This is a genomic window from Providencia sp. PROV268 (assembly GCF_028477805.1).
In the GTDB taxonomy this organism is placed as follows: domain Bacteria; phylum Pseudomonadota; class Gammaproteobacteria; order Enterobacterales; family Enterobacteriaceae; genus Providencia; species Providencia stuartii.
This window is the reverse complement of record NZ_JAMPLW010000012.1, coordinates 46202-70588: the sequence shown is the minus strand read 5'-3', so window position 1 is coordinate 70588 and position 24387 is coordinate 46202. Positions and strand designations below refer to the sequence as shown.

The window sequence follows — 24387 nt, the reverse complement described above, 5'->3', positions numbered from 1 at the left end:
ATGGTTAAATTGTACCATGATAACGGATTCTTTATAGTCCTCATTTTATTCGGCTAGATAAATGAGAACATCATGAATCGACATCAGCATATCGCTCTTTTTGTATTAATATTGGCGGGGTTCGTAACAATTTTTGATCTATTTGTGGTTAATGTTGCCATTGTGACTATTCAGCATTCGTTAAATGCCAATTTGACTGAGCTAACATTAATTATAGTCGGTTATGAATTAGCCTTTGGTTTATTACTCATTACAGGAGGTCGGTTAGGAGACATTTACGGTAAAAAATGCTTATACCGCGTGGGTATGGCATGCTTTACGCTCACATCTTTATTTTGTGCATTCGCACCGACAGCAACCTTGCTGGTGGTCGCAAGATTTTTTCAAGGGCTATCTGCTGCATTACTGTTTCCCCAAGTGTATGCCAGTCTCCGTGTCAATTTTAATCCGTTACAGGCGAAAAAAGCATTTGGCTATTTGGGAATGAGCTTAGGACTCGCTGCTATTGCTGGGCAAGCTTTAGGAGGGTGGCTGATCACGTTAGATCTATTTAACTTGAGTTGGCGGACAATTTTTTTAGTGAATTTACCGATAGGCATACTGGCTATCGCATTATCGCGTTTTTTACTCGAAGGAGAAAAATGCCGCATTAATCTTGATTGGTGTGGCGTCATATTATCAGGTTTAGGGATCTGCTGTGTTTTATTGCCATTGCTTATGTTACCCGTATGGGGTTGGTTAAATACAAGTAGCCTATTACTCAGCAGTGGGGTCTTACTGTTGGCCATCTTTGCTTATTATGAAATCCGATTAGAGAAACAAGGAAAAGCGCCATTATTCAGTATGCAAATTCTGCGTAATCGCCCCTTTGTTATTGGATTACTGGTAGTAATGAGTGTTTATGCAACATCTTCCGCTTTCCCTTTAATGTTATCTCTATTACTGCAAAAAGGGATCGGCTTAAGCGCGTTTTTGTCAGGTATGATTTTTGTACCTTCTAGCATTGGATTTGTAATTTCATCGGTAATCACCCCTCTTTGGGTTAATCGCTATGGTGAAAGAACAATATTTTGGGGCGCGCTATTTTATGGCTTAAGCTATATGCTGTTACTTGTGATGCTATATTGGTTTTCATCGAATAGCTCAGCACTATGGTTGACGCCGGTTTTATTCCTTGTGGGGTTTACACAAGGTATGATCATGACACCGATGCTAAATTTAGTTCTTGCTAAAGTGAGTGTTCAGATAGCGGGGCAAGCTTCAGGCTTTACTGCAACATTGCAGCAAGTCGGAGCCGCGATAGGTGCCACTATGGTTTCTGTGATGATGCAGTACGGATTAACTCACTTTTCGGCTCAATTTCCCTTTGAACAACTTAAAAATGCGGTCAGTTTCGGGTTAGGTTTTAACTTTTGCATGGCGATATGCTCTGCAATTTTATTGCTAATGATCACTCGCCGAACGCCCACGCTGACCATTTCATCCTGCATATAAATAAAAGAGCCTTATACAAATCGCATAAGGCTCTTAATAAAGTCATACAGGTTAAAGCGCGCTATCGAAGATCACTTGCATCATGGCGTTCGCGGACTTGTTGTGCGGGGTCGCCATGTAAACGGTTAACTCGACGCCCTCGTTGTACCGCTGGGCGTGCATAAATTTCGTCAGCCCAACGGTTTAGGTGTTGATATTCGTGAGTACTGAGGAATTCATCAGCATCATATAACCAACCTTTGACTAACGCGCCATACCATGGCCAGATTGCCATATCCGCAATAGAGTAGTGTTCGCCTGCAATATAGTGGTTATTGGCTAAACGCTGGTCTAATACATCAAGTTGACGCTTGGTTTCCATCGCAAATCGATTGATGGGGTATTCAAATTTTTCTGGTGCATAGGTGTAAAAATGACCAAATCCACCGCCAACAAAAGGCGCTGAACCCATTTGCCAAAAGAGCCAAGAGAGGGTTTCTGCTCTTTCCGGTTGGGTGGTTGGTAGGAATGCTGAAAATTTTTCAGCTAAATAAGTCAAAATTGAACCGGACTCAAAAACACGGATAGGTTTTTCGCCACTTCGGTCAACTAATGCTGGAATTTTAGAGTTAGGGTTAATTTCGACAAAACCTGAGCTAAATTGATCACCTTCTCTGATATTGATCAGCCAAGCATCATATTCGGCTTCTTTTATACCCAGCTCGAGTAATTCCTCTAACATGATGGTGACTTTTTGCCCGTTAGGTGTTCCTAAAGAGTAAAGCTGTAGGGGATGTTTACCAATCGGTAGCTCTTTTTCATGCGTCGCACCTGATACTGGTCGATTGATATTTGCAAACTGTCCACCATTACCTTGTTCCCATTGCCAGACTTTCGGTGGGGTATAAGTTGAATTATCCATTTTTACCTCCAGTTAGTGATCCCACCACAAGGGTGGGAGCGGGGTTTATTATAGAGATGCTACATAAACTCGGCGACTGACTTCAGGCGTAATATCATGATGCTCACCCAGTGCCGTCATTCCATTTTGGGTCAAACTTTCGATAAGAGGATCAATCACGTCTTCATTGAGGTTATAATCGCTAAAACGCGTTTTGACATCCATGCGCTCAAAAAACGCTCTTGTTAGCTCAATAGCTTGCAGAGCTTTTTGCTCCTCAGACCCTTCGTTGATCCCCCATACTTGCTGAGCATATTGAACCAGTTTAGCTTGTTTCTGCGGTAATTTTTCCTTCAACATAGAAGGTAAGACTATCGCTAGCGTTTGAGCATGATCTAAGCCGTATAGCGCTGTAATCTCATGGCCTAACATATGTGTCGACCAGTCTTGTGGTACACCCGCGCCGATAAGGCCATTTAGTGCCAAAGTGGCGGTCCACATTAAGCTTGCACGTAAATCATAGTCATGCGGAGTAGCTAACGCTTTTGGCCCAATATCAATTAGCGTTTTTAATAAACCTTCTGCAAATGCATCTTGTACATAAGCATGAGTAGGATAAGTTAAATATTGTTCCATTACATGAACAAACGCGTCAACAACACCATTGCTGATTTGACGTGGTGGCAGCGTAAAGGTTTTTACAGGATCTAAAATAGAAAATTGTGGATAGAGGCTGTCATGCATAAAGGCGCGTTTAGATTGCGTCGCTTCACGGGTGATCACTGAGCCTTTATTCATTTCGGAGCCTGTGGCAGGGAGCGTCAATACGGTGCCAAAGGGTAAGGCGGATGTTACTTTGGTTCCACCACTGGTCAAAATTTCCCAGAGGTCACCCTCAAAATTAACTGCCGCAGCAACAAATTTGGTGCCATCAATGACTGAGCCACCACCAACTGCGAGCAGATAGTTGTAGCCTTCTTGGTGAATTTTATCTACCGCTTTGATTAAAGTTTCATAGCGAGGGTTCGCCTCAATACCGCCGAATAGACCAACTTCACGCTCACCCAATGCTTGTTCTACTTCGTCTAATGTTCCTGTTTTACGTGCGCTTTCACCACCAAAAAGAATTAGAACTTTAGCCTCTTTGGGGACCAATCTATTCAATTCAGCAATTTTCCCTTTACCAAATACAATACATGTTGGGTTATAAAATTCGAAATTGTTCATATATAGACCTTATTTCAGAATTGAAAGAGACGTTCTTTGCTTGTCATATCGTGCTGACAAGCGCGGTAAAGGACGACGAGATAATGAGAATACATTAACTAACATAACTATATTATACATGCATAATTTGGCTTTGTATTATCTCTATATGTCATTTTAAACAATTAAATAATTGATTTTGAAATCAAATGTCAAGCATTGTTTTATTAAAGAAATGAGGTGAAAAGTTTGATAGAAGGGAGGGAATTAGGAATAAATAAGTAAGGAAAAGTAATGATACAAACACATAAGAGCTACAACAAAATCGGTTATGAGCCTCTTCAAGCTGCAAATGAGTCTACCGAGCAAAAAACAACGCATTCTATAGCGCAGTTAACCGAGTGTATTAGCCAAAATACTGGATTGGTATCAAGCCATTTGCTCCCATTGCAACAAGTTGCTAAGGAGCAAGATAGCATTATAGGCGTTCGGCCTGTAGACCGCTTTGCGACAGATTTAATTGCGGCGGGCTACCCGACAAAAAACTTTCATATCAAAGGTAAAAGTGCTTCATGGGGGGCTCAGGCAGGGTTGATTTGTGTCGATCAGCGTTTTAGTAAATTAGAAAACAAATCTGAAGATCTCATTGATAAATATAACGGTTTTATTCGTCGTTGTATTGAAAAAGGTCATGCTCGGCCGATTCCTCTTGAAATAACAGAGGAGCGATTACACACCTTACTGCAAATGGGAGCGATTGATAACCTTAGTTTAGAAAATTCACAAGGGGTCAAACAATTTACCGCGAAAGGGCCTAGTTTGAAAAGTTATCAATTTGAGGCCAAATGGGAGCCTCAGCAACAAAAGTACCGAATTTATTTTGAGAAAAAATATCTTCAAGTATTAGCACCTATTGATAGTTGCCTACCTATCACTGCTGATTATGATTTATTGTTAATTGGCCCACACATGAGAGATTTTGGTCATCAAGATATGCTCCCTGTACCCGATGTTGCCCATTCGGTATATCGCCAACGTGTTGAAAAGTATCAACGCTTACCAACAGATGCAAATTTGAGCCAAGCTTATAGAGATGAAAACCATTTTTATCAAAATGAAGACAGTGAAATTGGTAATGCATCACCACGAGTGAGAGAGATGATTTCTTTAATTAATCGCGCATTAGTGGGTGAGGCAGAGAAAGTCGTACATCACAGTGTTGATGCAACAAGTCCAGTGACGGATTTAGATGCTAATTTTCCAGCAACGTTTGCTTTACCCAAAAAGATAGGGCGTTTTGATGAGTTATGCATCATAACGAATAAAGAAGAATTAGTTGAGTTGATAACAACGTCTAAAGCGGAGGGTTATCACATTAAAACTAACCCGTTATGGGAAAAAGAGTTACCCACGATCAGGCGGCCAAGTTTTGAATATGCGAAACGGAGGTTGTCGACAGTCAGTTTAAACTCAAAAATAACACATTTTTAAATGTTAATTTAAGTTAGTTTAAACAGAAAGTTAGAGTCATTTATCTCGTTCCTGGTAATGCTTTTGATGTCAATTTAAATAACGCAAGTAATCAAGCTGCTGCGTATGTAAAATTATTTGTGCACCACAATGGGGCTAAATTACCAATACGTTTAGACCAGACTATAGTCGAGCGTAATGCTAATGTCTAATAATAGGAACCATTCTTTATGCAATAAATCCGCTAAAATAGCTGACGATTGACCTATATCTTGCTTATCAAATTGATGAATAACTCTATGCATGCATTCCGCTTTTTAGCTATTACTAGGAGCACTGGTTAAACTACCAGTAGCTATTTCGCATAGTAAATCAGGAGGTAATGATAGTGATAATGAGGCTATTTATAAAGTTATTAGCTCCCCACACTCTATTTAACATAATACACATTATGCGAACCTAAATGTGAAATGAAGAAATCCCGCGTTCTGGCTGGTTAATCTTCTAAATCGATGTTATTTTCATCATCTGCTACTATTAGCTCAATCTTAGATCTTCATGGTAAGTTAAAATGAAAATGTATAACCCGCCACATGTTGGCGAACTCATCAGCGAAACCTTAATTGAATCAAATATTGTTATGGCTACATTCGCTAACATGCTAAATGCTGAACTGTCTTTTGCTCAACAACTCATTAATGGCCGCATCAATATTGATGTCGAGCTGGCTGAAAAGTTATCGGCAGTACTTGGAAGCTCCCCAAGGTTTTGGTTGAACATTCAAAATAACCACAGAGATTATTAACCCTGTCTTCTGGAAAAATTATATGTTTACATATCCTGTTAAATTAGAAAAAGATAAAGCTACTGGTATGTATGTCGCATCATGTCGTGATTTGCCTTTGATGAATTCAGTTGGAGACAGTATTCAATGTACACTTCAAGAATCAATTCATGGGCTCGTTACGGCTGTTTCTATTGAAATAGATGAAGGTAGAACTATTCCATCAGGTTCAAAAATAAAAAATGGCGAATATGCTATTCCATTGCCTGAATGGGTGGCTACAAAAGCGTCATTGCATAACGCTATGATTGAATCTGGTCTGCAAAACACTGAATAATGTTTTCACTATAAGTCGCTTTATCTTCCTTTTGTCTCCGACCATTTAGCTTTCTTATCGCTGCATTCTCCGTTAAAAATGGTCTAACAGGAGGCGCAAGCGCAGTGTCTTGCTACTCGATAAATCCCCCCTTTTTATCGGCGAATTAGTGACAGCGTAACATGATACTGTAGTGTGTCGCCTTACATGCCCGAAATGGGCATAAAAAACATCATATTATCGAATCCTTAAACTTAGGGTCAAATAGATTATAAATATATGATAAATTATCCATCAACTTTTCTAAAGCTAATGCATCAACTGTTTCTGGTGTTGAATCTCGTAGTAACCTGAATTGCTGCCGTGCATTATTTATCAAATAGCGTTGTACGCCTTCTGGCAAGTTCAAAAATAATATAAGCGCTGCAAATAGCACATAATACCTAGGTGTTTTTAATTCCTTAGATAATTCAGCAAATTTATTCGCATAATGACTAGGGATTTGGTGTGCAATAATGCGCTCACCACAGATGTAATTAGACTTATTTTGATTTGCTTGATAGCGAAGAACTTCTTCATGCAAGTGTTTTAATGCTTTATTAATACGTTCATCGTTGAACATTTCATCAGTGAGATCTTGATCCATAATTTCCTCATGTTGTTATTGGATAGATAAAATATCGTCCTCGTATCCGTGCAGTTCCTCGCAGGAGCTGCGGTACGCACGGATACTCAGCGATTGACCTTTTTCACCTGTAACATCACTAAAATATCGGTTTTACTGTGTTCATCTGATGAGCCTGTAAACCAATCTTTCGGTAAAAAGGAAAAGCCTGTTTCGGCTTCTGAGACCTTATTTTCAGCAAGTCCGCCCAATAAAATAATATCGCCATCCGCAACGCTGACTTGGGTATTAACTTGCCGTTTTATCAGTGTTGGTCTGTTATTAACACCTGTTTCCGTTTTAGCAAAATTGGAAATTTGTTGATCGATGCTAAGTTCAATAAGGTCTTGACGAATTTCAGGTTGAACACTCAAAATGACACCACTGGAACGGTACTCGATGGATTGAACGGGTTTATTATCTGAATAGCTGACTTGCCCCAAAACGGGTACTTCTGATCCGACAGAGAATGCGGCTTTTGCTCCGTTGCTCACTCGTAACCGTGGCGAACTGACGACATGGAAACGGCTATCAGTACGGAATAATTCATATAATGCATCCAGTGAACCTGTTTTAAAACGTACAAAATTATCAAAACCGCTTTCAGAACCGATGCCGACATTGAATTTACCGGAGACCAGTTTAGCCGCTAATGCTAAGCCTGAACCGTTACGTTCGGCAGTTTGAACTTCAAAAACATAGGCAGAAACAATGACTTCTTCCGTGGCGGTATCGATTAACGGTAAGATAGTTTTCATTCTTTCAATCTCATTTTTCGTGCCGTAATAAACCAACACATCACCATGTCGATTGATAAAATCGGTCGCACTGTTTGGCTGTGCATCAGCAAGCTGAGAGGTTGAATAACTCCCTATCCCACCTTGTTGATTAAAACGCCCTTCAAATTGCCCACGTAAAATATCGGAAAGATACCCCACACTGCGAAATCGAGGTTGATAAATAAAAGATTCACGTTTAATTTCAGGTGCTTTTGGCGTAAACGGTGTAATGTAGTCCACACCGTTTTTTGCCAAATACGGATATTCATGTTGGAAAAATAGCGATTAATAAATGCTCGTTCATCAATATCGGGTGTGATATGAAAATAGACTTTGCGGTCATCATTGATTAACTCCGGTGCAAGCATGAACGGTTTATTAAACACTTCGCCATAGAGCAACCCGATTGCTTCGGGCAACGGAACTCCACGTAATTCAAAATCTGTTCCTTTTGCAAAACTATTGACGATAGAAACACCAAAAAGTAATACGCCATTGCTCTGATATCGATGGCGGTGCAGGTGTGGGGATTGATGGCGAAATAAGGTTTTTATTGGGTGTCTGGTTTATACGTTGCAATGCTATTTGTTCTTCGAGCACATCAACCTCATTTTTGGTGTCAAATCGCGTAAAAAACTGATAAAGAAAACTCAGACTGATGAGGAGTAAAATGGGGAAAGCGCAAAGCATAAGAATAACTTTGGGGGAACTAAAGACGTTTTGTCGCTTATCCACGACCTGTTCAACACCCTGTCCATTTACATGTGATTGATAAAGGGGGAAAATCTTTTTATCGTATTTGCACTGATAAGCACTGACTTTATTGGATTTGAATAACTTAATTCCTGTTTTCCCAAATGCGCCAAATTTCATCGAGGCAAATTAAATCCCCTGAGCGACAAAATGTATTTTCTGCCAGCGCATCATTTTCCATATACGGGAAAAAATTATCGTCCATCACCTGCTCGTTATCGACATAAACAATTTCACCGAGGGAATCTGCATCTGCTTTACGATGAGCCAAACAGTAAGCCGTAATTTTGTCTTGTGATATGCCGTACAAGTTGGTCACAACACGTCGCCCTTTCATGAACGCAGGAATAATGACGTTACTCACGACCTCATACGATTTTCCACTGCCAGGCACACCCACATACGCTGAAATTGCCATATTCTTACCCTATCAATTAACCAATCAGTGGGATACGACGAATAATAAAGCGCGTAAAGTGAGCACTTAGCAGCAACGTAATCCCATAAGGCACTAAAAAGAGGTTCATAAAATACCAAACGCTATCAGGGAGTTGAGAAAATAACTGCGGTAAATCTGAGCCGCTGGGTAACCATGTCATCATGACGGAAACCAGTTCATGCACAGCAAAATATAGCCCAAAAAAAAGGACAAATTTAATAATCAGTGTGCGAAACACGAATTTTAAGGACGAATTAAAAACCGATAAGAGTAATTTAAACATAGCTTATGCACTCAAAATGATACGTAAAGATAAAAATGCCCACAGAATTCCTGCAATTAATTGAAATAAGATTTTATTTTGTTCGAGTAATGGGCAATGAGAATCGATTTTATATTGCGTGTCGAATACGTTAAATTCGGCAACAGGACAACTCGCTTCTTTACTAGGAAGTTGGATGTTTTTAACAAACGGCATTAAATTTTCAATCGGCTCTAATATTTCTTTTCCCGTTGGCGGTTCTTCTAAATCGGGTTCATCTATTTCGGGATATTCCCCTAAATCTAATTCTACTTTTCCCGATTGCCCCGTTTCGGTAGAAATCCCCGGAGTTTTAATGACTAAATCCCCATCAGGTTTTACTTGAGCTGGATATAACAAATCAAAGTCGATTAATTTTCCATAATCGGGATATACGGATTTTATTTCATTCGCCGTAATGGGATTCGATGAAGTAATTGGAATGCCATCATAGCCAGGTTGAGTTGCTGATTGATAAAATAAATTATTCATCATTGACGCTAATTTATCTAAATCAAGTTGGTATTCTTTTAGTTTTTCTAATGCCTCAAATCCATCCACATCATTGGCGAGGATAAATTGCTTATCAATAGCGTTATTATCTGGAATATATTGTTTGTTGTAGAAAACTTGAATAGCTTGAATTGGAGTATAAACTTGACTCGCTTCATTACCTAATGAGTCGGTATAAAAAGTGGTATATTGATATTTAACATATGATGTAGTTCCTTGATTAATTTCTATTCCTTTAGCTTGAAATTCATAAGTACATAATCCTTTCCCCGCAGGGCAATTTAGGGAGCCCTTATCTGCTTCATAACGAAAATATCCCTGAGCGACACTTTCGATTGAGCCCACAATATACTGCTTCGGCATTGAATAAATAACTTGATACCATTGCATATTGGATGTTAATTCAGGAACTGTATAGCTTGGTATATTTCCATTAATAACGGGTGTTGCAATAAATGGATTCGATTCAGAGGGCAAAAAATCGGTGATATAGGTTTTTCCTCCAACATCAACTTCATAACGCCCATTGCCTATCGATTTTCCCGTTGTCGCAACTATCACATCGCCTTTATTAGCGAAATATTCAGAAGAAATATCGCCAACCGAATAACCGACACCCGCCCATGTTAGCGCACCACTTGATGAACGAAAGAAAGATTTTGTACCAACAGATGCAGCATTAGCGCGTGTTGTTGCAGAAATAGCTCGGGTTGTATTATTCACTAAACTCAAATACACAGCATCATTTGCCGCTGTCTGCATGGCGCGTTTCACGACTATTCGCCCTAGAATAGCCGGAATGACAGCGCGTGCTGCCAATAGCGGTAATGCCGCCTGAGCGCGATAAATCGGGTAAAATGTTCCCATTAAAATAAGAAAAATGAGCATTAGCCCCTTAAACCGAGTATGACTGCCCATGCGCATAATAATCCCCAAATGAATATAACCAAGTACCAAAGTTCTGTTATCATAAGTGATTAGGGAGCCGTTAAACTCCCTATCCTTTTTAACTGTTACGCCCCTTTCACCATTCGCAAGATCCAGCGTACTCCTGCAAAACCTGCATAAAGCACAATGATTGATGATGCAACAGCCATAATTCCAACAAGTACAGAATCAAAATTGATTGAATTCGTCAGCGATGATAAATCTGCTCCTGAATTTGTCTCTCCCGCAGCAAAAGCGGCAGCTGATGATAAAAAAGTAATTAGAGCTAAACCTAATTTTGTTTTATTCATTTTGAAAATTTTCATGTTTATCCTTATGCATGTTTAACTAATTTAATAATTGTGCCAATTCTCAATGAAAATAAATAAAGAGAAATGACAGTAGTAAAAGCCAATCCCCAATATTGAGAAGCAATAATGTAATCAATATGTGGCATTGACTCTTGAACCGTTGAATTAATCGTAAGGTTAATAGTTTGACACTCTGCTCCTGATTCAGAGCAAAGCGTTCCTATTATCGAATTGTTATTCGACTGTTCTGACATAGTGAATTTTATTTATTGCTGATAGGAATAAGTTTAATTGACTTAATCTTTAATGAACCAAAATCCCCCACAGTAAATGAACTATCATCTAAAGTATAAAAACCTGCAGCATAAGGTGATGCATCTTTATCAAGTTGGACAATAAATTTTTCAGGGTATACACCGCCATTATAAATATATGCAACTTGCTCTCGGAAAGTTAATACTTCCCCTGTTGATTTGGATATAACCTGTTTATTATTAACTTTGCCGTCAACATCATTAATTTCAATTTTAATCACAGTTAATTACCTTATTTAAAATGGACATGAACTCGTTTGTAATTTCTCATTGAGCAACTTTTGATATAGTGGTGGTATATCAAATCGTAATTTCAAATCGCTAATATGTTCTTCACGAATAATCATCGATAAAATGGATAGCGCATCCCCTTCATAGAAATGAAAGACTTTTGCTAACGTTGCCGAGGCTTGCTTACGCAGCCATTGTACGTTTGCTTCTATAGAGTCAATTGCTTTTCGCATCATCGATTTTGGTAATCGATTTCCTTTACACGGATTGATTTGAGCCGCATAGGGGCATAACCCCACATAAATGCCAGCAAGGTCGAGCAATACATCGATTGATATTTTTTTTAATTCAACTTCTGAGCGATACCAACTTCCCGTCACTTTTTGTTCTAAGGCTTTATCATAGACGCGCCAAAACACACGTGATTGACGTGACCCCACACGTATCATATCTATCGTAAGATTGCCTTCGCCATCATGTTCAAACTCAACTCTGCATTTAAGCTTAGGTCCTTTCCCACCATAAAACGCATCGTCTGCAAAGGCTTTTTTAGCAGCATCGACCGTAAACACACCATCATAATCATCGGTAGCTAAGTCAATTCGATTGATTTGCGTAATATCGAGATGCTTTAACCAACTGTAAACCTCTAATGGCGTGGTTGAACTAAACACATATTGGCAGCCTTTTCCGGGGATTTGGACAAAAAAGGTCTCGTTATTACCGCCCAAATAAACTAGTCCTAATTGGTCATATCCCCCGTCTTCACTATAAAGTGGGAACGCATCAGAATAGCCGTTCCCTCCCTTTCCTCTTGGCGCTCCCATGCTTAATCCAAATACCGTGGCAATCCATGTTTTTAGCCGAGACAGATAACAAGAATAGAGATCCACAAAATACTGTGACTGTTGTTTTTCAGAGATAGCTAATTGAGGAACATCCGAGAAATTGGCTGTTTGATCATCCGTATAGTGATTCGCTTTTGCATAATTTTGTAGTGAGGGTAAATACTCAAATTTATGAAAAAGCGCTCCTAAATTCGGATACGTATCCACATATTTCATTGTGGAAAGCGGCGCGGAAAAAGCAATCCAATCAATAAATACGGGACGCATCGCGGAGGTAACTTTTGACATTTGGTTGTTATGATTGATTTTCGCAGTTGCCACAAAATCATGATAGCCATAATTTTTACGTGCAATCGATGATAAATCCGTAAACCCCACTTTAGCCGCCATGATAAAACTCCCCATAGCTGATAAATTTCCCTGATTTAGCCGTCGTTGGCGCAAGCAAGAAATCACTTTTGAATTGATATAAACATTCTTTGACTAAATCATCGAAAGAGCCGTAAAAATCCCATTCAATCCCAACATTGGCATTGATACCGTAACCTTCAATGTAATCAAAATAAATAATGTTCATTATCAATCACTTATTTTAGGTAAAAGGAATCTCATCTAGAAATTAATAAATTTCAAGATTAGGAATAACAAAAAATATTTACTGAAGAATTAACTAATTAATTTTAAAAATCAAATTCCCATGAATCGAATTAAATTTAACAAAACCATAACATTTATTGGTCAACTTATTGTTTTTAAGGATGTTTTCATCAAAATTACATTTTGCGTATGGTAGTATGAAAATACAAAAAAATAATCTGCAAATATATCAATAGGTTATTTTTTTTCTCTTTTCATTGTGAGTTAACAATAAATTAACATAATGTAATTATTTATTTATTATCAATCTGTTAAGTAATTTTTGTTATTTGATTAAAAAGTAGACGGAATAATTTTCAATTAAGATTATTCTTATCATTTTGTTGCCAAATAATAATTATTGCAACTGTGCACATGTGCAATACACATTATATAAAACTAAAAAAGTATGCAAGTACAAATGTGCACACGTGTAATATTAAACTATTGCATTACAATACATGTGCAAAAGGAGACAGGTTTATGAGCAGAAAAAGCATTGGTATAAATAACGACCGTTATTTGAAAATTGAACGAGCTGCTGTAGATATCACAGCCAAAACTGGAAAGATCACAAAATGGTCTGACATTGTAAACTTCTTGATTGATGAATATTTAGCGGAAGCTAAACAAGATATGATTGCAAGAGACGAACAAGGATCAAAAAAATAAGAACCCAGAAGCCTGTTATCCCGTAGTTATCCTGAAACTACCCCCGTTCTACAGCACGGGGGTTTTAACTATCACACTTCAAGTACCGATATTTTTATTAAGTAATAATCATTTTTAAACAAAAAGGAACAAATTATGAGTACTAGTATTCCATTAAGTTTATGCGTTTATAGTAACCCTACTCAAACAAAATATGATATCGATACAGGATTTAATGCAGAACAAGAGTACAAAAACTTAAAGTCAGCATATATTGTAGGTATACGTGATAAGACAGGAAAAATAATGACTGAAAGCGTTTTTTTATCTGATATAAATGATAAAAAAGATGCGAAGTTAGCAGATGTTTCAGCAGAAATCTTTAAGCAGCATAAGCCAACAAAACATCTTGTACCTAAAATTCACACAATGCCAATCAGTAAATTAAGATTCAATCTTACAAATGGCACAATTAAAGATGCATTTTCCGAAAATGAAATTGATATGCTATATGCTGATTTTTATATGAAAAATAGTATTGATGGTAGAGGTTAATAATTTAATTTAAAAATCAAACTGACATGAAAAAATGGAACTAAGCACAGGAATTACTTGGATATTTTTACTCGTTATGGTATGTGCTTATTTTGGATTGTTGGAAATAAATATGAGGCTTAACTATGAATTTAAATTATATGGCAGGTGTTCTACATTTAGAGAATAGACAAAATGAACAAATATCCGCGGAAGCTGAGCATATATTAAAAGAATTAAATGACATAAAAGATAAATATAAACTTAACGATCATGAATTTTATATTGTAAAAGAATATATGAATGTACTTGAACAATATAATAACACTACATCTTGGAATTTAAGAAGAGCACTTGCCTATGCATCAGATTATTTTATTTCTGAAATAAAAAAAATAGCACAAGATGCAGAACTAGCTATCAGATATAAAGCATTTTTATGATTCGCGCCATACATGCTCTATGTGTAAAAGTGAGCCTTCCCGATTGCGGTAACCCAAAAACATTCTACTCTACCGCAATCGCTCAGAACCATTTTGTAACTACATTATTTTGGAGAAAAAATGATACTTTTAACGTCAACATTCAGTGACTACTTAACACCCGATAATGAAGTCGACACTCCTTATTATAATAAATTTATTAAACAATTTAGTAAGATGACTGTTTCTTGCATGGTTTCACAATGTAATTTAATGCCCGAAATGTTTCAAGAAGATAAAAATATATTAGATAAACACATAGATACTTTTATTAAAGATATGCCCGAGGCAGCAGAACATATTAGAAAAAACTATAAGATGTATTGCCTAGCCGCCAGTGTTTCTCCTGGTGAAATACAGCAAGAAAAGGAAAAAAGAACATTTTCCTCAGACTATTTTCGCAAAGAAGCTGAAGAAAATAAAATTTCATGTAGAGAACTTGTTATTAGAACAATGAATGCAAGTGCCTTCCTGAACTATTTTTTTCTTTTAGAAGAGTCTATAAAAAACATTTACTTAGATATAAATTCAAGCAATGAATACTTAACTGCAAAAAATACAATCAAAAAATGCTTGAAAGGTAAAATAAAACATGAAGACATCGTTGATGAATTCAATAATGAATTATATAAAAGAAGTAAATTTTTCTTAACATTTGAATCTCTGATTGAATTATGGAAATTATTAAATCTAATCAGAAATAGATATGTTCACAACAATAATATTTATGATGACTCAGCTAAATCCCAATTCACAAAACTAGTTGAGAACATTATTAAAGAATTAGAAGGTGATGAGTTGCTCCCCACAGTGAATTACTTCATTGATGCTATGGAAACATTTGAAAATCAATTAAAGAACAGTGACTCCATTATATTTAATGATACATTGGAAAATATAATAAGAAATACGAGTATATTTATTATGGAATCCTTATATATTTGCGAAAAAAACAAAAAATTATAATTTATATTGATTCGCACAATGCACGCTATGTGTAAAGATGAACCTTCGCCATTGCGGTAAAAGCCAAAGACCAGTATACCGCAATGGCTCAGAACCCTTTTGTAACATAGCGTCATACATTATGCGAACCTTGGTATGAAATGAGGAAATCCAGCGCTCTGGCTGGTTAATTGTGTTGGGTTAAATGAGGTGAATAAATATGGATAAACAAAATGGTATGACCTATCTAGAAAAAATTGCTAATGGCAATGCTGGTGAATTTTATTTCGCGTATTGGGTTTCAAATAAGTTCGTCTGGCCTTGTCGAATTCTAGATATAGATATGGGGTTAGATGCACAAGTTGAAATTTATGATGATGAAAATAATTCGACTGGAATGTTCATAGGAGTTCAAGTTAAAACAACAGCTAAAACGTTAGCTGAAACTCCTTCTGTTAGTGTTCCTATAAAAAATGTAGTGTACTGGGAAAGTATTAGTGACCCTATTATTCTTGTTCGTGTCTGCTTTAATAATGGAAATGAACCTCCTTGCTTGTATTGGCAACATTTAAATAAAGAAGAATTAACTAGTCATATAAATAATGGAGCTGACAGTGTCTCTTTTAGATTCACAGAAGAAAATATTTTAAGTGAGGAAGATAAAATAGAATGGATTAAATTATTTTTAAAACCTAATGATCTAGAGTTTATTGAGCAAATTGAAAATATTAATAATAATCTTATTAACTATGCAGAAATGTTTAAAAATAATTTCCCTAACGGTTGGGACTCTTTCAGCCCAGGAGATGAGCTCAATGACTTACTTAATAAACATGATGAGTTTCAACATATTATAAACATTAACCCGCGAATATTATTTTTATCCGATGAAGCAAAAGAACTTCAAGAAAATTATGATGAATATATTTATTTAATTAAAAGCAAGCTAAAAATGCTAATTGATGATTACATACTCTCTAGTAATGACTTTAGATCATCTGTTCCTTTAAACCCATTCATTCAATCTTGCTTTCGCTATTCAATATAGTTCGTTTTACCTTTCTTTTATCTCCGACCGTCAAATTTATACGTTGCTTTAAGATAGCTAAAAATAACCCGTCGGGCAGCACGAAATAATGTTTCGTGCTACACGATAAATCTCCCGTTTTATCGGTGAATTAATACCAGCGTATTAAGCTTTGATCAACCATTCTGCAGATGGTTTATCGCCATTTTCAATAGCCATATCATAATAATCGGTGATAGCAGAAACGGCTTGATGTAAAGCGTAAGCTTTATCATCTCCCCATTGGCGACTTGGCCGATAAGGTCCTGCTTGTTGCGGCGTGTTTATATAGTGGCTAAGTTTAAAATTATAGCCATCAAGCCCTGCCATTTTACCCTTTGAGAGTGTTACTGTTATAGTTGTTGGTATATTTTTCAAAGAAAACCAATATGTGTTTTCATCGTTTGACCCGTGTTCTAAAATACCTTCAGAATCAAATGCATCTTCAATTTTATGTGCCACTATATACGCTCCTTTATTCTGTAACCACACCCGCTATGTGATTACGACCAAACTATATATTGGGTATATTTCCGGCTTTTCAAGCCATATGTAGTTAAATTTTTATCCAATCACCCAAAACCGCTTTAACACAGTGTTGGCATAAATCTAATTTTAACTGCTGCCCATCACCGAAAACTGAACCATAACCGGCTTGACGGTCGATGGATAAAAACTCATGAAACTCAGCATCATAAACGTCTGCATGCCGTTTACAACGGTCACATGACTTCGCTGATACTATAAGAGATTGATAAGTAGAAAAATATTGCATTTTAACCTCATCGCTTCAGCGTTCTTTTGTCTCCGACCATCTTACACCTTAACTGCTGTTAATTCCGTGGATATGAAAAACACGCTGTTCAGGGCGCTGGCGCGGTTTCCTGCTACCCGATAAGCCCCCTCGTTTTATCGGCGAATTCGTGACAGCGTAACATGATACTGTTGAGTGTCGCCTTACATGCCCTGACGGGCATCTGTTGATAATTATGATTGATGTAGGCATACTGAGCTCTGGGAAAGGATGTATTGACGTATGCCTTTTCTCTTGACTCGAGATTAAATTGCGATTAATGAAAACCCCGTTCCGTTAAACTGGTTCGGGGTTTTTATTATTTGTCTTTCAATACGTTAAATCACGGATAATACGCACCGCTCCTCGTAACACTGCGGTGCGGCACGCCTTATCCGCAATTTAATCAGCTTACAAATCACTATTTCTTAACCTGATCCAGTAAAGACGCTAACTTTAAATAATCAAACGCATTATCTATACCTGAATGAAGTAACTGATTGATTTTTTCACTTAATAATAAAAAACGTTCACGTTCTTTTTTCTTTCATTACAAAGTGTTAGCAACCCAGTAATGATAATAATATCATGAGGTAGAAAACTAAAGCCAGTTTCACCTTCTTCGACCTTATTTTCAGCCAGACCGCCCAGCACAATCACATCACCACTTTTTACGGTCACATCGGTTACTATATCCCGTTTAATCAGTGTCGGAGACTGATTAACGCCAGTATCCGTTTTGACGAAGTTAGACAATTGCTGTTGGATTTTCAAATCAATCGCTTGGCTTTTTATCGTCGGCTGAATATCAAAAATGACCCCGCTTGAACGATACTCGACGGACTGAACCGGACGACCATCCTGATACGTCACGCTTGATAAAATCGGCACATCAGAGCCAACACTAAAATTGCCCTTTGAACCGGATTTAACCCGCAAAGTCGGACTGCTGATCACATGAAAGCGCTGGTCAGTACGGAACAACTCAATCATCGCATCCAGATTGCCTGTATTAATGGTAATGAAGTTTTCATAATTCTGCTTTGTGCCGATATTAATCCCCAGCTTGCCGGATAATAACTTAGCTAACAGATTGATCCCGCTGCCTTCTTTCTCAATATCCTGCACTTCAAACACATAGCCTGTCACTACCACTTCACGGGATGGTGTATCAACAGCACTCAGCACACTTTCAACCCGTGATATTTCATCTTTTGTGCCATAAAAAACCAGTTTATCGCCACTGGCAGCAACTTCGCCTTCGGTTTTAAGAAAGCCCTGTAAATACTCAACATCACGATGGATCGGATTATAAACAAAACTCTGTTTAATCACTTTCGGCTCTGGCGGTTTAACTTTAACCAGATAAACAACGTCTTTTTTCTCATAAATACGGATATTCATATTCTGAAAATAACGGATAATAAATTGATTAAAATCTTGTTTTTCAGTCGAATGAAAACTAATCAGGCTGGTATCGTTAGCTAAATTCGGGTCAAGCATGTAAGGCTTTTGCAATACTTCATCATAAATTAGTGAAATCGCTTTCGGCAACGGCACGGCTTCCAGCTTGAAATCCACATTTTTCGCTACTGCGGGTAATGCCAAGAAAATTAATACGCCAAGCCATCTGATCACTGCAAACCTCCTGAATAGTAATTGACTAATTTTCCATCTATTTCGCCCTGTAATAGTCTGCCGTTAAACTGAAACTGACTGCGGGGCTCAAGCCGTAATAGCCCTTGTTTATCCGCCAAAATAACGTATGCCTTCCCTGACTAATTCGCCTGTAATACGCCATTTTGTCGATAAAACAGGTTTAGATGAAACGACAGGCAAGCTGATTGATTGATTAACACCGGAAGAAATCGTGTTAACAGGTTGCACCTGACCGGATTGTTCTAAATTGAGATATTGATTGAAATAGTCGTAAACAAAATATGCTGAAACAGCAATCCCTATAGGGACAAGTACAATTATCATCAATACTTTAGTAGATGAAAAAATCGACTGACGTTTATCAGTTTTGACCGTATTCGGGTTATTACCTTCAACTGATTTATAAAGCTCAAAAATAGCCTTATCATATTTTTCCTGATAGTAATTCATCCGGTTAGATTTGGTAATTTTTGCGCCCTGAAATACATCAACCCGATAACGGTTACTCAACCCTAAAGAAACATGTTTTTGCATTCGATAAGTTGTTTCTATTCGGGCTTTAATAAATCGAGGAATGTCAGTTACTGTCTGATTAATCACCACCAAATCAGACATCACACCTGTTTCTTCATGGACAAAATGCCCGTGTTCAGCAATAAAAGAACGGTGATTTTTCGGGATATCTTTATCACTACCCCAGACGCGCCAAACTTCATCAATCACTACCAAATCGCCTGCCTGACAGAACGTTGCCTGATTTTCAATTGATGGTAAAAAATCCTCATCAATACATTGGCTGTTCTCAACATGCACCAGTGAACCCAATTTATCCGGTGATAGTTTCCTGTTTTGTTTCAGACAGAAATGTTTAATTTTTTCCTCATTCAGCCCGTAGATATTGGAAATGACACGACGACCGGACGCTATCGCCGGCACAATCACAGATTTCACAACTTCATAAGATTTACCTGAACGGGGAACCCCCACATATGCAGTAATCGGCATACAAATCCCCTTACCCGATTATCGGCAGTCTGCGGATAATAAAGCGTGTCAGCATTGCTGATATCACCAGAGGCACACCCAGCGGAAATTGTAATAAATTCAAAAAATACCAGATAGCATCCGGCAAAGAGCCGAAAAGCTCCGCCAAATTGGTTGACTTGGGCAAAAACCAGTCAATAAAAACAGCCCTCTCATCAGCTTCGGCTGAAAGCTCAGGGAATGGTTGTTTCTTATTCACTGCAAACCTCCCTGTAACCAATAAAATCCCCTGATATTGCCGTTGTTGGTGCTAAAACGAAGTGGAATAAACACTCTTTTACCAGTTCATCAAATGACCGGAAAAAATCCCAATTAGTACCAATATTGGCATTGATCCCGTATCCGTCGATGAAGTGAAAGTAGATGATATTCATTAGCTCCTCCATTTGTGCACATTTACATAGTTGCAAAAAGTATAAATGACAAAACAAATGTGCACAAGAGTAAATGTGCACATTTGTAAACATGGAATATTCCAATACAATACAAAAAAAGTGACGGGAGGAGCTATGTCCAGAAAAAGCATAGGGATCAGCAATGATCGCTACCTTAAGATTGAAAGAGCCGCAGTTGACATTACGGCAAAGACGGGAAAAGTGACCAAGTGGTCTGAAATTGTTAACTTTCTGATTGATGAATACCTTCAGGAAGCCAAACTCGATATGATTTCCAAGGATGACAAAGAGAAAAAGTGATTTTCCTTTGGCATAAAAAGAAGTTAGATAAGTTGTCTGAATGCCCCCTGTTCTCCTGAGACTACCCCCGTAGTACCCCCGTAGTACAGGACGGGGGTTTGCCGTGGGTAAAAAGTTACTTTTTCATTTTCAGCACAAAACATGACAGCGTTTTCCCATAGAAGTAATGGGAAAATGGTATCAAGTTAAAAAAGTATTTTTCGGCAGTAAGGACGTCAAAACGTACTCATTTAATTTGGACAAGCAAACGAGGATGTTATGCAAGATTTCATTCAAAAAATCGATTCAACTACGATAGCTGCCATTATAGGTGCTTTCGGAGCCTTGTTAGTTGCTGTAATTACTTTTATCAGTACATTAGTTATTTCACATTTTACAAAAAAGCAACGATTAGGTATTGAAGTAAAATCGAAACACAGGCAAGACTGGATAAACGCTTTAAGAAAGGATATTTCATTAATTTGCACAAAATCAAATTATATAACTTATGATATCCGTGAAATACTCAGAATAGAGCACATACAAAACCAAGATAATAAAAAAACATTCAGCGAATATATTTATGAATATGGTGCAATTAATTCTTCGTATTTTAATGTGAAACTATTCCTGAACCCTAAAGAAGATAAGCACATAAAACTTGATAATGAAATCAATAATTTAAAAGAAAATCTCATGTCATTCATTAATGAAAACCTAAAACCAGACAATCAACTTTCAGAGGATAATACTCTGAAAAATAGAACAAAGATAGAGAAAAATATAGATGAAATAACTTCATTATCACAAAGTATCTTTAAAGAAGAATGGGAACGCATCAAAAAAGGAAACTAATATATGTTTAATATAGGCGATATTGTTCTTCTGAAATCAGAAGAAAAAGAAATGACTGTCTGTGGGGGGAATAATGATGCTTTGGGAAATCCAATGATATTTTGCCAATGGTTTAATAAGGATGGAAATTTACAAGGTGCTAATTTTTATCCCGTATGTCTAATGAAAACAATAAGAACATACAACCAATAAACATACTGATTCGCACAATGCACTCTATGTGTAAAGACGAACCTTCCCGATTGCGGTAAATCCCAAAACCATTCTACCGCAATCGCTCAGAACCCTTTTGTAACATAGCGTCAAACATTGTGCGAACCTAAATGTGAAATGAAGAAATCCAGCGTTCTGGCTGGTTAATCATGTTGGTTCTTCATATTGTTATCCCGTTATTTATTGAGCAGTATTTTTTATCATGCTATCTTTGTTTCTCCATTAATCATGAATGGAGGTTTTATGTTTCAACTATTACTTATACTTTCAGAATTGCTAGTTGCTTCTTATGCGCACAGTTATTGCGAAGAAAAACTAGATGAATTAAAAAAGAAATAAATTAATAAGCAGAATCATGCTGTTGTGGTTCTGCTTTTTTATGTGATTCAAATATTTAACCTTTCGACCATTATGCGAACCTATATTGTAATAGCAAAGTTGTAATGTCCGCTCTGGGCTAAGTTAAGATGTCCGTCACGTAGGCTCACCATTAAGGGGTTCACATGACGGCTTATAGAGCGGAGTTTTTTACCTTGGAAGATGTTAAACGACTAAAAGTGATCCAGGATGTGATTGACCAGCGCCTGCCAACCAAAATGGCAGCACAACGATTAGGCATATCCGCTCGCCAATGCCGACGGCTATTAGTTCGCTATCCTTTTTTTATGTGGGTCATAAGCTAACCTTTTAATTCTTTCTAAATCAAGCGATTCTTGTATTTTAATAGTCCGAATCCCATTTTTCATATAAGAAATATATATCTTAGCGATAAGGTATTGAACGAGTTTTGTTTCACTTGTTGGAATTCCACTCGTTACAATTTCTGCTGCTGTTTTCGCATCTAATGGTTTATTTTCCATTATAATATTTAAAGGAATTCCAACCATATTCCCCCAAGCAAGAACAAATTGCTTGGCTGGGTCCATACTCTCTGAATGGAAACCTTTTAATGCTCTCGCCATTGCATCAACAAGGTCTTCACCTTCCAGTCCTGACTTCATAGATAAAGACTCGAGTGCAATGAGGTTATCTCCGCCATTCATCATCCAACGTATATAATGTTGCTGATTGTATTTGGTCACTATTTCAGCTGAGTTTGTACCACTATAAACACCCCCTGCTTCACCAGTAAATATTGCGCCAGCAAAACCACCGAACACTTTATTTAACTGGACATCTCTATCTAAAGCTTCTTTCCAATCTTTTTCTTTTGAAAAACTTACGCCCATAGCCATCATACATTTCAGGTTGTAAATAAGAACACCGAGGCTGATTTCAGTGTTCTTATTTTTGAGGTTTTAGTCAATAAAAATAGCTGGTTACGGCCAGTCAATCTTAATTTTGACCGACCCGCTAGCATTCCCAAGATACCGTTCCTGCCCAGTTGGAAAAGAGTAGAGAGTCCACGTAATTGGTGTGGAAAGATCCTCCCAGCTACTACCCGTTAACTTATATGTTATATTGCCATGCACATTAATCACGCCAGGAAATGTAGCACCAGACAGATCTTGGAGAGTAGTTTGATTAGCCCTAACTGCGCCAACGGGTTTGTTCTGATCATTCACAAGGCTGATCAACCCTGTCTGTGTAGCAGTAGTCCCCGCACTAGAGGCACGGGTGAAACTAACGTTAACAGAGGGGCTCATACTTTTGTCTCCGCCCGTACAACTTACTTTAAGTTGAGAGGTAGCTGTGCCTAGCACTGTTTCGGTGTTTTGTTGTTCAACTGCGCCATAATTGATTGTTGATGGGGTAACAGCAATAGTACATGTACGGGGAATGTCAACCGTTACGATCCCCGATGCCACTCTAGCCTGAGTTGCATTACAGGCAACTCCAGCTGAGCAATTCAGTAAATAATACGGGTAATTGCCTGGTGCAGCATTAGGGCCTGCAGTCACCTTAAATTGCCCATTGAATGCAGATTTCTGAACCTTATAACTACGACTATTCCCCCACGAAGAGTAGGATGCCCCATAATTGAATGAAGGACAGTTATAAATATGAATAGGATTCGAAACTGTCAAAACTCCATCTAGCGTGATGGATATGGATCCTTTAAGCAAAGTATAAATCTCTGGATTACCTATTGGTTGTACTTCGGATACTATTGTTCCTTGAACAGAGAGAACGAGATCGTTAGCAATCAGAAAACCTTTAGCTGCGCCATTAGAAAGTACTCCAACCTTAGCGACCCCATTGGCTAATGAATTTTGAGCGCACGATTTATCACTATTAGTCGCTCCTTCAAGTGTCGTGACAGAAAGATACCCTGCGGTCATAACTCCAACACCGTTGCCATCAGCAGCCCCTATTGCGTCGCCAGATGCTGAAAAAAGTTGTGAACTTTCTCCAGGCTTTAGCGAAATATCCATACCATTTGAAATAGTTGGAAAGACTATCATTGGTAGCATTAAGGCAACACGATAGGCCCATTGATATCTCTGTATTATTTTTTTATATTTATTCTCACTTTTGCTTTGAGCGAGATAAGATAAGCTGAGAGCTTGCCCATATAATTGTTGAGAGTCATCTTGATTATAGACTTGTTTATCACCATGGAATTTTATCATTTTAATTCTCCTGTCGACCGTTGCAGTCAACG

The 24387-nt window shown here is 37.7% G+C and carries 33 protein-coding genes and 1 pseudogene; 13 read left to right on the top strand and 21 right to left on the bottom strand.

Annotated elements, in window-relative coordinates; genetic code table 11:
• Positions 1 to 72: 72 nt before the first annotated feature.
• Positions 73 to 1494, top strand: a complete 1422-nt coding sequence (locus tag PR699_RS10200) for an MFS transporter (protein ID WP_004919838.1) — start codon at positions 73 to 75, stop codon at positions 1492 to 1494.
• A 61-nt stretch (positions 1495 to 1555) separates the two neighbouring features.
• Here PR699_RS10200 and yghU read toward each other — a convergent pair whose 3' ends face one another.
• Positions 1556 to 2395 (bottom strand): glutathione-dependent disulfide-bond oxidoreductase, encoded by an 840-nt coding sequence (gene yghU, locus PR699_RS10195; RefSeq protein WP_004919841.1) that lies wholly within the window; start codon positions 2393 to 2395, stop codon positions 1556 to 1558.
• A gap of 48 nt (positions 2396 to 2443) precedes the next feature.
• Positions 2444 to 3601: an iron-containing alcohol dehydrogenase gene (locus tag PR699_RS10190; RefSeq protein ID WP_014658368.1), complete on the bottom strand. Its 1158-nt coding sequence runs from the start codon at positions 3599 to 3601 to the stop codon at positions 2444 to 2446.
• A gap of 273 nt (positions 3602 to 3874) precedes the next feature.
• On the opposite strand from PR699_RS10190, the gene PR699_RS10185 reads away from it, so the two are divergent.
• Entirely contained in the window at positions 3875 to 5071 is a 1197-nt protein-coding gene (locus PR699_RS10185; RefSeq protein ID WP_014658369.1) for an anthrax toxin-like adenylyl cyclase domain-containing protein, read from the top strand.
• A gap of 152 nt (positions 5072 to 5223) precedes the next feature.
• On the opposite strand, the gene PR699_RS10180 is transcribed toward PR699_RS10185, so the two are convergent.
• On the bottom strand, positions 5224 to 5355 hold the full coding sequence (locus PR699_RS10180; RefSeq protein WP_272577840.1) for a hypothetical protein: 132 nt from the start codon (positions 5353 to 5355) through the stop codon (positions 5224 to 5226).
• A 266-nt stretch (positions 5356 to 5621) separates the two neighbouring features.
• Here PR699_RS10180 and PR699_RS10175 point away from each other — a divergent pair, with 266 nt between their 5' ends.
• Together PR699_RS10175 and PR699_RS10170 are read left to right on the top strand one after the other, a co-directional pair.
• On the top strand, positions 5622 to 5855 hold the full coding sequence (locus PR699_RS10175; RefSeq protein ID WP_014655983.1) for a HigA family addiction module antitoxin: 234 nt from the start codon (positions 5622 to 5624) through the stop codon (positions 5853 to 5855).
• A 22-nt stretch (positions 5856 to 5877) separates the two neighbouring features.
• Positions 5878 to 6171 carry a hypothetical protein gene (locus PR699_RS10170; protein WP_014655984.1) on the top strand — a complete coding sequence of 98 codons (294 nt, stop codon included), beginning with the start codon at positions 5878 to 5880 and terminating at the stop codon, positions 6169 to 6171.
• A 211-nt stretch (positions 6172 to 6382) separates the two neighbouring features.
• Here PR699_RS10170 and PR699_RS10165 read toward each other — a convergent pair whose 3' ends face one another.
• The 10 genes from PR699_RS10165 to PR699_RS10120 form a co-directional block, all read right to left on the bottom strand.
• Complete coding sequence (locus tag PR699_RS10165; RefSeq protein ID WP_014655985.1) at positions 6383 to 6796, bottom strand: hypothetical protein; 414 nt, start codon at positions 6794 to 6796, stop codon at positions 6383 to 6385.
• Between the two features lie 86 nt (positions 6797 to 6882).
• Positions 6883 to 7833 carry a type II secretion system protein GspD gene (locus PR699_RS10160; protein WP_237713164.1) on the bottom strand — a complete coding sequence of 317 codons (951 nt, stop codon included), beginning with the start codon at positions 7831 to 7833 and terminating at the stop codon, positions 6883 to 6885.
• A 219-nt stretch (positions 7834 to 8052) separates the two neighbouring features.
• The gene (locus PR699_RS10155; RefSeq protein WP_272572849.1) at positions 8053 to 8466 is read right to left on the bottom strand and encodes a hypothetical protein; all 414 of its coding nucleotides are present in this window, start codon (positions 8464 to 8466) and stop codon (positions 8053 to 8055) included.
• The gene (locus PR699_RS10150) at positions 8432 to 8764 is read right to left on the bottom strand and encodes a zonular occludens toxin domain-containing protein (RefSeq protein WP_272572848.1); all 333 of its coding nucleotides are present in this window, start codon (positions 8762 to 8764) and stop codon (positions 8432 to 8434) included. The genes PR699_RS10155 and PR699_RS10150 overlap by 35 nt, the downstream gene beginning before the upstream one ends.
• Positions 8765 to 8780: 16 nt before the next feature.
• On the bottom strand, positions 8781 to 9068 hold the full coding sequence (locus PR699_RS10145) for a DUF2523 family protein (RefSeq protein WP_014655988.1): 288 nt from the start codon (positions 9066 to 9068) through the stop codon (positions 8781 to 8783).
• Positions 9069 to 9071: 3 nt separating this feature from the next.
• A complete protein-coding gene (locus tag PR699_RS10140) occupies positions 9072 to 10523 on the bottom strand; it encodes a hypothetical protein (protein WP_050979575.1) in 1452 nt (483 codons plus the stop codon).
• Positions 10524 to 10612: 89 nt separating this feature from the next.
• Positions 10613 to 10852, bottom strand: a complete 240-nt coding sequence (locus tag PR699_RS10135) for a major capsid protein (protein ID WP_014655990.1) — start codon at positions 10850 to 10852, stop codon at positions 10613 to 10615.
• Positions 10853 to 11099: 247 nt separating this feature from the next.
• On the bottom strand, positions 11100 to 11372 hold the full coding sequence (locus tag PR699_RS10130; RefSeq protein WP_014655991.1) for a single-stranded DNA-binding protein: 273 nt from the start codon (positions 11370 to 11372) through the stop codon (positions 11100 to 11102).
• Positions 11373 to 11387: 15 nt separating this feature from the next.
• A complete protein-coding gene (locus PR699_RS10125) occupies positions 11388 to 12620 on the bottom strand; it encodes a replication initiation factor domain-containing protein (RefSeq protein WP_272572847.1) in 1233 nt (410 codons plus the stop codon).
• Complete coding sequence (locus tag PR699_RS10120) at positions 12610 to 12807, bottom strand: hypothetical protein (RefSeq protein ID WP_014655994.1); 198 nt, start codon at positions 12805 to 12807, stop codon at positions 12610 to 12612. The genes PR699_RS10125 and PR699_RS10120 overlap by 11 nt, the downstream gene beginning before the upstream one ends.
• Positions 12808 to 13349: 542 nt before the next feature.
• Here PR699_RS10120 and PR699_RS10115 point away from each other — a divergent pair.
• The 5 genes from PR699_RS10115 to PR699_RS10095 all read left to right on the top strand — a co-directional run bounded on the left by PR699_RS10115 (position 13350) and on the right by PR699_RS10095 (position 16526).
• On the top strand, positions 13350 to 13538 hold the full coding sequence (locus PR699_RS10115) for a hypothetical protein (protein ID WP_014655995.1): 189 nt from the start codon (positions 13350 to 13352) through the stop codon (positions 13536 to 13538).
• Positions 13539 to 13673: 135 nt separating this feature from the next.
• The gene (locus PR699_RS10110; RefSeq protein WP_014655996.1) at positions 13674 to 14072 is read left to right on the top strand and encodes a hypothetical protein; all 399 of its coding nucleotides are present in this window, start codon (positions 13674 to 13676) and stop codon (positions 14070 to 14072) included.
• A gap of 125 nt (positions 14073 to 14197) precedes the next feature.
• The gene (locus PR699_RS10105; RefSeq protein ID WP_014655997.1) at positions 14198 to 14494 is read left to right on the top strand and encodes a hypothetical protein; all 297 of its coding nucleotides are present in this window, start codon (positions 14198 to 14200) and stop codon (positions 14492 to 14494) included.
• A gap of 120 nt (positions 14495 to 14614) precedes the next feature.
• Positions 14615 to 15499 carry a hypothetical protein gene (locus tag PR699_RS10100; protein WP_272572846.1) on the top strand — a complete coding sequence of 295 codons (885 nt, stop codon included), beginning with the start codon at positions 14615 to 14617 and terminating at the stop codon, positions 15497 to 15499.
• A gap of 199 nt (positions 15500 to 15698) precedes the next feature.
• Positions 15699 to 16526: a DUF4365 domain-containing protein gene (locus PR699_RS10095; RefSeq protein WP_014655999.1), complete on the top strand. Its 828-nt coding sequence runs from the start codon at positions 15699 to 15701 to the stop codon at positions 16524 to 16526.
• Positions 16527 to 16670: 144 nt separating this feature from the next.
• On the opposite strand, the gene PR699_RS10090 is transcribed toward PR699_RS10095, so the two are convergent.
• The 6 genes from PR699_RS10090 to PR699_RS10065 form a co-directional block, all read right to left on the bottom strand.
• Positions 16671 to 17006, bottom strand: a complete 336-nt coding sequence (locus PR699_RS10090) for a hypothetical protein (protein ID WP_014656000.1) — start codon at positions 17004 to 17006, stop codon at positions 16671 to 16673.
• A gap of 94 nt (positions 17007 to 17100) precedes the next feature.
• On the bottom strand, positions 17101 to 17319 hold the full coding sequence (locus PR699_RS10085; RefSeq protein ID WP_014656001.1) for a hypothetical protein: 219 nt from the start codon (positions 17317 to 17319) through the stop codon (positions 17101 to 17103).
• Between the two features lie 531 nt (positions 17320 to 17850).
• The gene (locus tag PR699_RS10080; RefSeq protein WP_272572845.1) at positions 17851 to 18975 is read right to left on the bottom strand and encodes a type II secretion system protein GspD; all 1125 of its coding nucleotides are present in this window, start codon (positions 18973 to 18975) and stop codon (positions 17851 to 17853) included.
• A gap of 108 nt (positions 18976 to 19083) precedes the next feature.
• A complete protein-coding gene (locus tag PR699_RS10075) occupies positions 19084 to 20001 on the bottom strand; it encodes a zonular occludens toxin family protein (RefSeq protein WP_014656002.1) in 918 nt (305 codons plus the stop codon).
• A gap of 10 nt (positions 20002 to 20011) precedes the next feature.
• A complete protein-coding gene (locus tag PR699_RS10070; RefSeq protein ID WP_014656003.1) occupies positions 20012 to 20239 on the bottom strand; it encodes a DUF2523 family protein in 228 nt (75 codons plus the stop codon).
• A complete protein-coding gene (locus tag PR699_RS10065) occupies positions 20232 to 20414 on the bottom strand; it encodes a hypothetical protein (protein WP_014656004.1) in 183 nt (60 codons plus the stop codon). Before PR699_RS10065 ends, PR699_RS10070 begins: the two co-directional genes overlap by 8 nt.
• 135 nt (positions 20415 to 20549) lie before the next feature.
• Here PR699_RS10065 and PR699_RS10060 point away from each other — a divergent pair, with 135 nt between their 5' ends.
• The 4 genes and pseudogenes from PR699_RS10060 to PR699_RS10045 form a co-directional block, all read left to right on the top strand.
• Positions 20550 to 20735 carry a hypothetical protein gene (locus tag PR699_RS10060; RefSeq protein WP_041705353.1) on the top strand — a complete coding sequence of 62 codons (186 nt, stop codon included), beginning with the start codon at positions 20550 to 20552 and terminating at the stop codon, positions 20733 to 20735.
• Between the two features lie 258 nt (positions 20736 to 20993).
• Positions 20994 to 21569, top strand: a complete 576-nt coding sequence (locus PR699_RS10055; RefSeq protein ID WP_014656006.1) for a hypothetical protein — start codon at positions 20994 to 20996, stop codon at positions 21567 to 21569.
• 3 nt (positions 21570 to 21572) lie between these two features.
• Complete coding sequence (locus PR699_RS10050) at positions 21573 to 21761, top strand: YodC family protein (protein ID WP_014656007.1); 189 nt, start codon at positions 21573 to 21575, stop codon at positions 21759 to 21761.
• A gap of 524 nt (positions 21762 to 22285) precedes the next feature.
• Positions 22286 to 22438: pseudogene (locus PR699_RS10045) on the top strand (helix-turn-helix domain-containing protein); the annotation flags it as partial.
• Here the strand turns inward: PR699_RS10045 and PR699_RS10040 are convergent.
• Both PR699_RS10040 and PR699_RS10035 read right to left on the bottom strand, forming a co-directional pair.
• Complete coding sequence (locus PR699_RS10040) at positions 22427 to 23020, bottom strand: hypothetical protein (RefSeq protein ID WP_148271180.1); 594 nt, start codon at positions 23018 to 23020, stop codon at positions 22427 to 22429. The pseudogene PR699_RS10045 and the gene PR699_RS10040 sit on opposite strands and share 12 nt — an antisense overlap.
• Positions 23021 to 23101: 81 nt before the next feature.
• Complete coding sequence (locus PR699_RS10035) at positions 23102 to 24355, bottom strand: hypothetical protein (protein WP_014656009.1); 1254 nt, start codon at positions 24353 to 24355, stop codon at positions 23102 to 23104.
• Between the last annotated feature and the right edge of the window lie 32 nt (positions 24356 to 24387).

Bases quoted from the DNA above. Each gene is read 5' to 3' on its own strand.
- PR699_RS10200 (WP_004919838.1), top strand. From the start codon at position 73: ATGAATCGACATCAGCATATCGCTCTTTTTGTATTAATATTGGCGGGG.
- yghU (WP_004919841.1), bottom strand. From the start codon at position 2,395: ATGGATAATTCAACTTATACCCCACCGAAAGTCTGGCAATGGGAACAA.
- PR699_RS10190 (WP_014658368.1), bottom strand. From the start codon at position 3,601: ATGAACAATTTCGAATTTTATAACCCAACATGTATTGTATTTGGTAAA.
- PR699_RS10185 (WP_014658369.1), top strand. From the start codon at position 3,875: ATGATACAAACACATAAGAGCTACAACAAAATCGGTTATGAGCCTCTT.
- PR699_RS10180 (WP_272577840.1), bottom strand. From the start codon at position 5,355: ATGCATAGAGTTATTCATCAATTTGATAAGCAAGATATAGGTCAATCG.
- PR699_RS10175 (WP_014655983.1), top strand. From the start codon at position 5,622: ATGAAAATGTATAACCCGCCACATGTTGGCGAACTCATCAGCGAAACC.
- PR699_RS10170 (WP_014655984.1), top strand. From the start codon at position 5,878: ATGTTTACATATCCTGTTAAATTAGAAAAAGATAAAGCTACTGGTATG.
- PR699_RS10165 (WP_014655985.1), bottom strand. From the start codon at position 6,796: ATGGATCAAGATCTCACTGATGAAATGTTCAACGATGAACGTATTAAT.
- PR699_RS10155 (WP_272572849.1), bottom strand. From the start codon at position 8,466: ATGAAATTTGGCGCATTTGGGAAAACAGGAATTAAGTTATTCAAATCC.
- PR699_RS10150 (WP_272572848.1), bottom strand. From the start codon at position 8,764: ATGGCAATTTCAGCGTATGTGGGTGTGCCTGGCAGTGGAAAATCGTAT.
- PR699_RS10145 (WP_014655988.1), bottom strand. From the start codon at position 9,068: ATGTTTAAATTACTCTTATCGGTTTTTAATTCGTCCTTAAAATTCGTG.
- PR699_RS10140 (WP_050979575.1), bottom strand. From the start codon at position 10,523: ATGCGCATGGGCAGTCATACTCGGTTTAAGGGGCTAATGCTCATTTTT.
- PR699_RS10135 (WP_014655990.1), bottom strand. From the start codon at position 10,852: ATGAAAATTTTCAAAATGAATAAAACAAAATTAGGTTTAGCTCTAATT.
- PR699_RS10125 (WP_272572847.1), bottom strand. From the start codon at position 12,620: ATGGCGGCTAAAGTGGGGTTTACGGATTTATCATCGATTGCACGTAAA.
- PR699_RS10120 (WP_014655994.1), bottom strand. From the start codon at position 12,807: ATGAACATTATTTATTTTGATTACATTGAAGGTTACGGTATCAATGCC.
- PR699_RS10115 (WP_014655995.1), top strand. From the start codon at position 13,350: ATGAGCAGAAAAAGCATTGGTATAAATAACGACCGTTATTTGAAAATT.
- PR699_RS10110 (WP_014655996.1), top strand. From the start codon at position 13,674: ATGAGTACTAGTATTCCATTAAGTTTATGCGTTTATAGTAACCCTACT.
- PR699_RS10105 (WP_014655997.1), top strand. From the start codon at position 14,198: ATGAATTTAAATTATATGGCAGGTGTTCTACATTTAGAGAATAGACAA.
- PR699_RS10100 (WP_272572846.1), top strand. From the start codon at position 14,615: ATGATACTTTTAACGTCAACATTCAGTGACTACTTAACACCCGATAAT.
- PR699_RS10095 (WP_014655999.1), top strand. From the start codon at position 15,699: ATGGATAAACAAAATGGTATGACCTATCTAGAAAAAATTGCTAATGGC.
- PR699_RS10085 (WP_014656001.1), bottom strand. From the start codon at position 17,319: ATGCAATATTTTTCTACTTATCAATCTCTTATAGTATCAGCGAAGTCA.
- PR699_RS10075 (WP_014656002.1), bottom strand. From the start codon at position 20,001: ATGCCGATTACTGCATATGTGGGGGTTCCCCGTTCAGGTAAATCTTAT.
- PR699_RS10065 (WP_014656004.1), bottom strand. From the start codon at position 20,414: ATGAATATCATCTACTTTCACTTCATCGACGGATACGGGATCAATGCC.
- PR699_RS10060 (WP_041705353.1), top strand. From the start codon at position 20,550: ATGTCCAGAAAAAGCATAGGGATCAGCAATGATCGCTACCTTAAGATT.
- PR699_RS10055 (WP_014656006.1), top strand. From the start codon at position 20,994: ATGCAAGATTTCATTCAAAAAATCGATTCAACTACGATAGCTGCCATT.
- PR699_RS10050 (WP_014656007.1), top strand. From the start codon at position 21,573: ATGTTTAATATAGGCGATATTGTTCTTCTGAAATCAGAAGAAAAAGAA.
- PR699_RS10040 (WP_148271180.1), bottom strand. From the start codon at position 23,020: ATGATGGCTATGGGCGTAAGTTTTTCAAAAGAAAAAGATTGGAAAGAA.
- PR699_RS10035 (WP_014656009.1), bottom strand. From the start codon at position 24,355: ATGATAAAATTCCATGGTGATAAACAAGTCTATAATCAAGATGACTCT.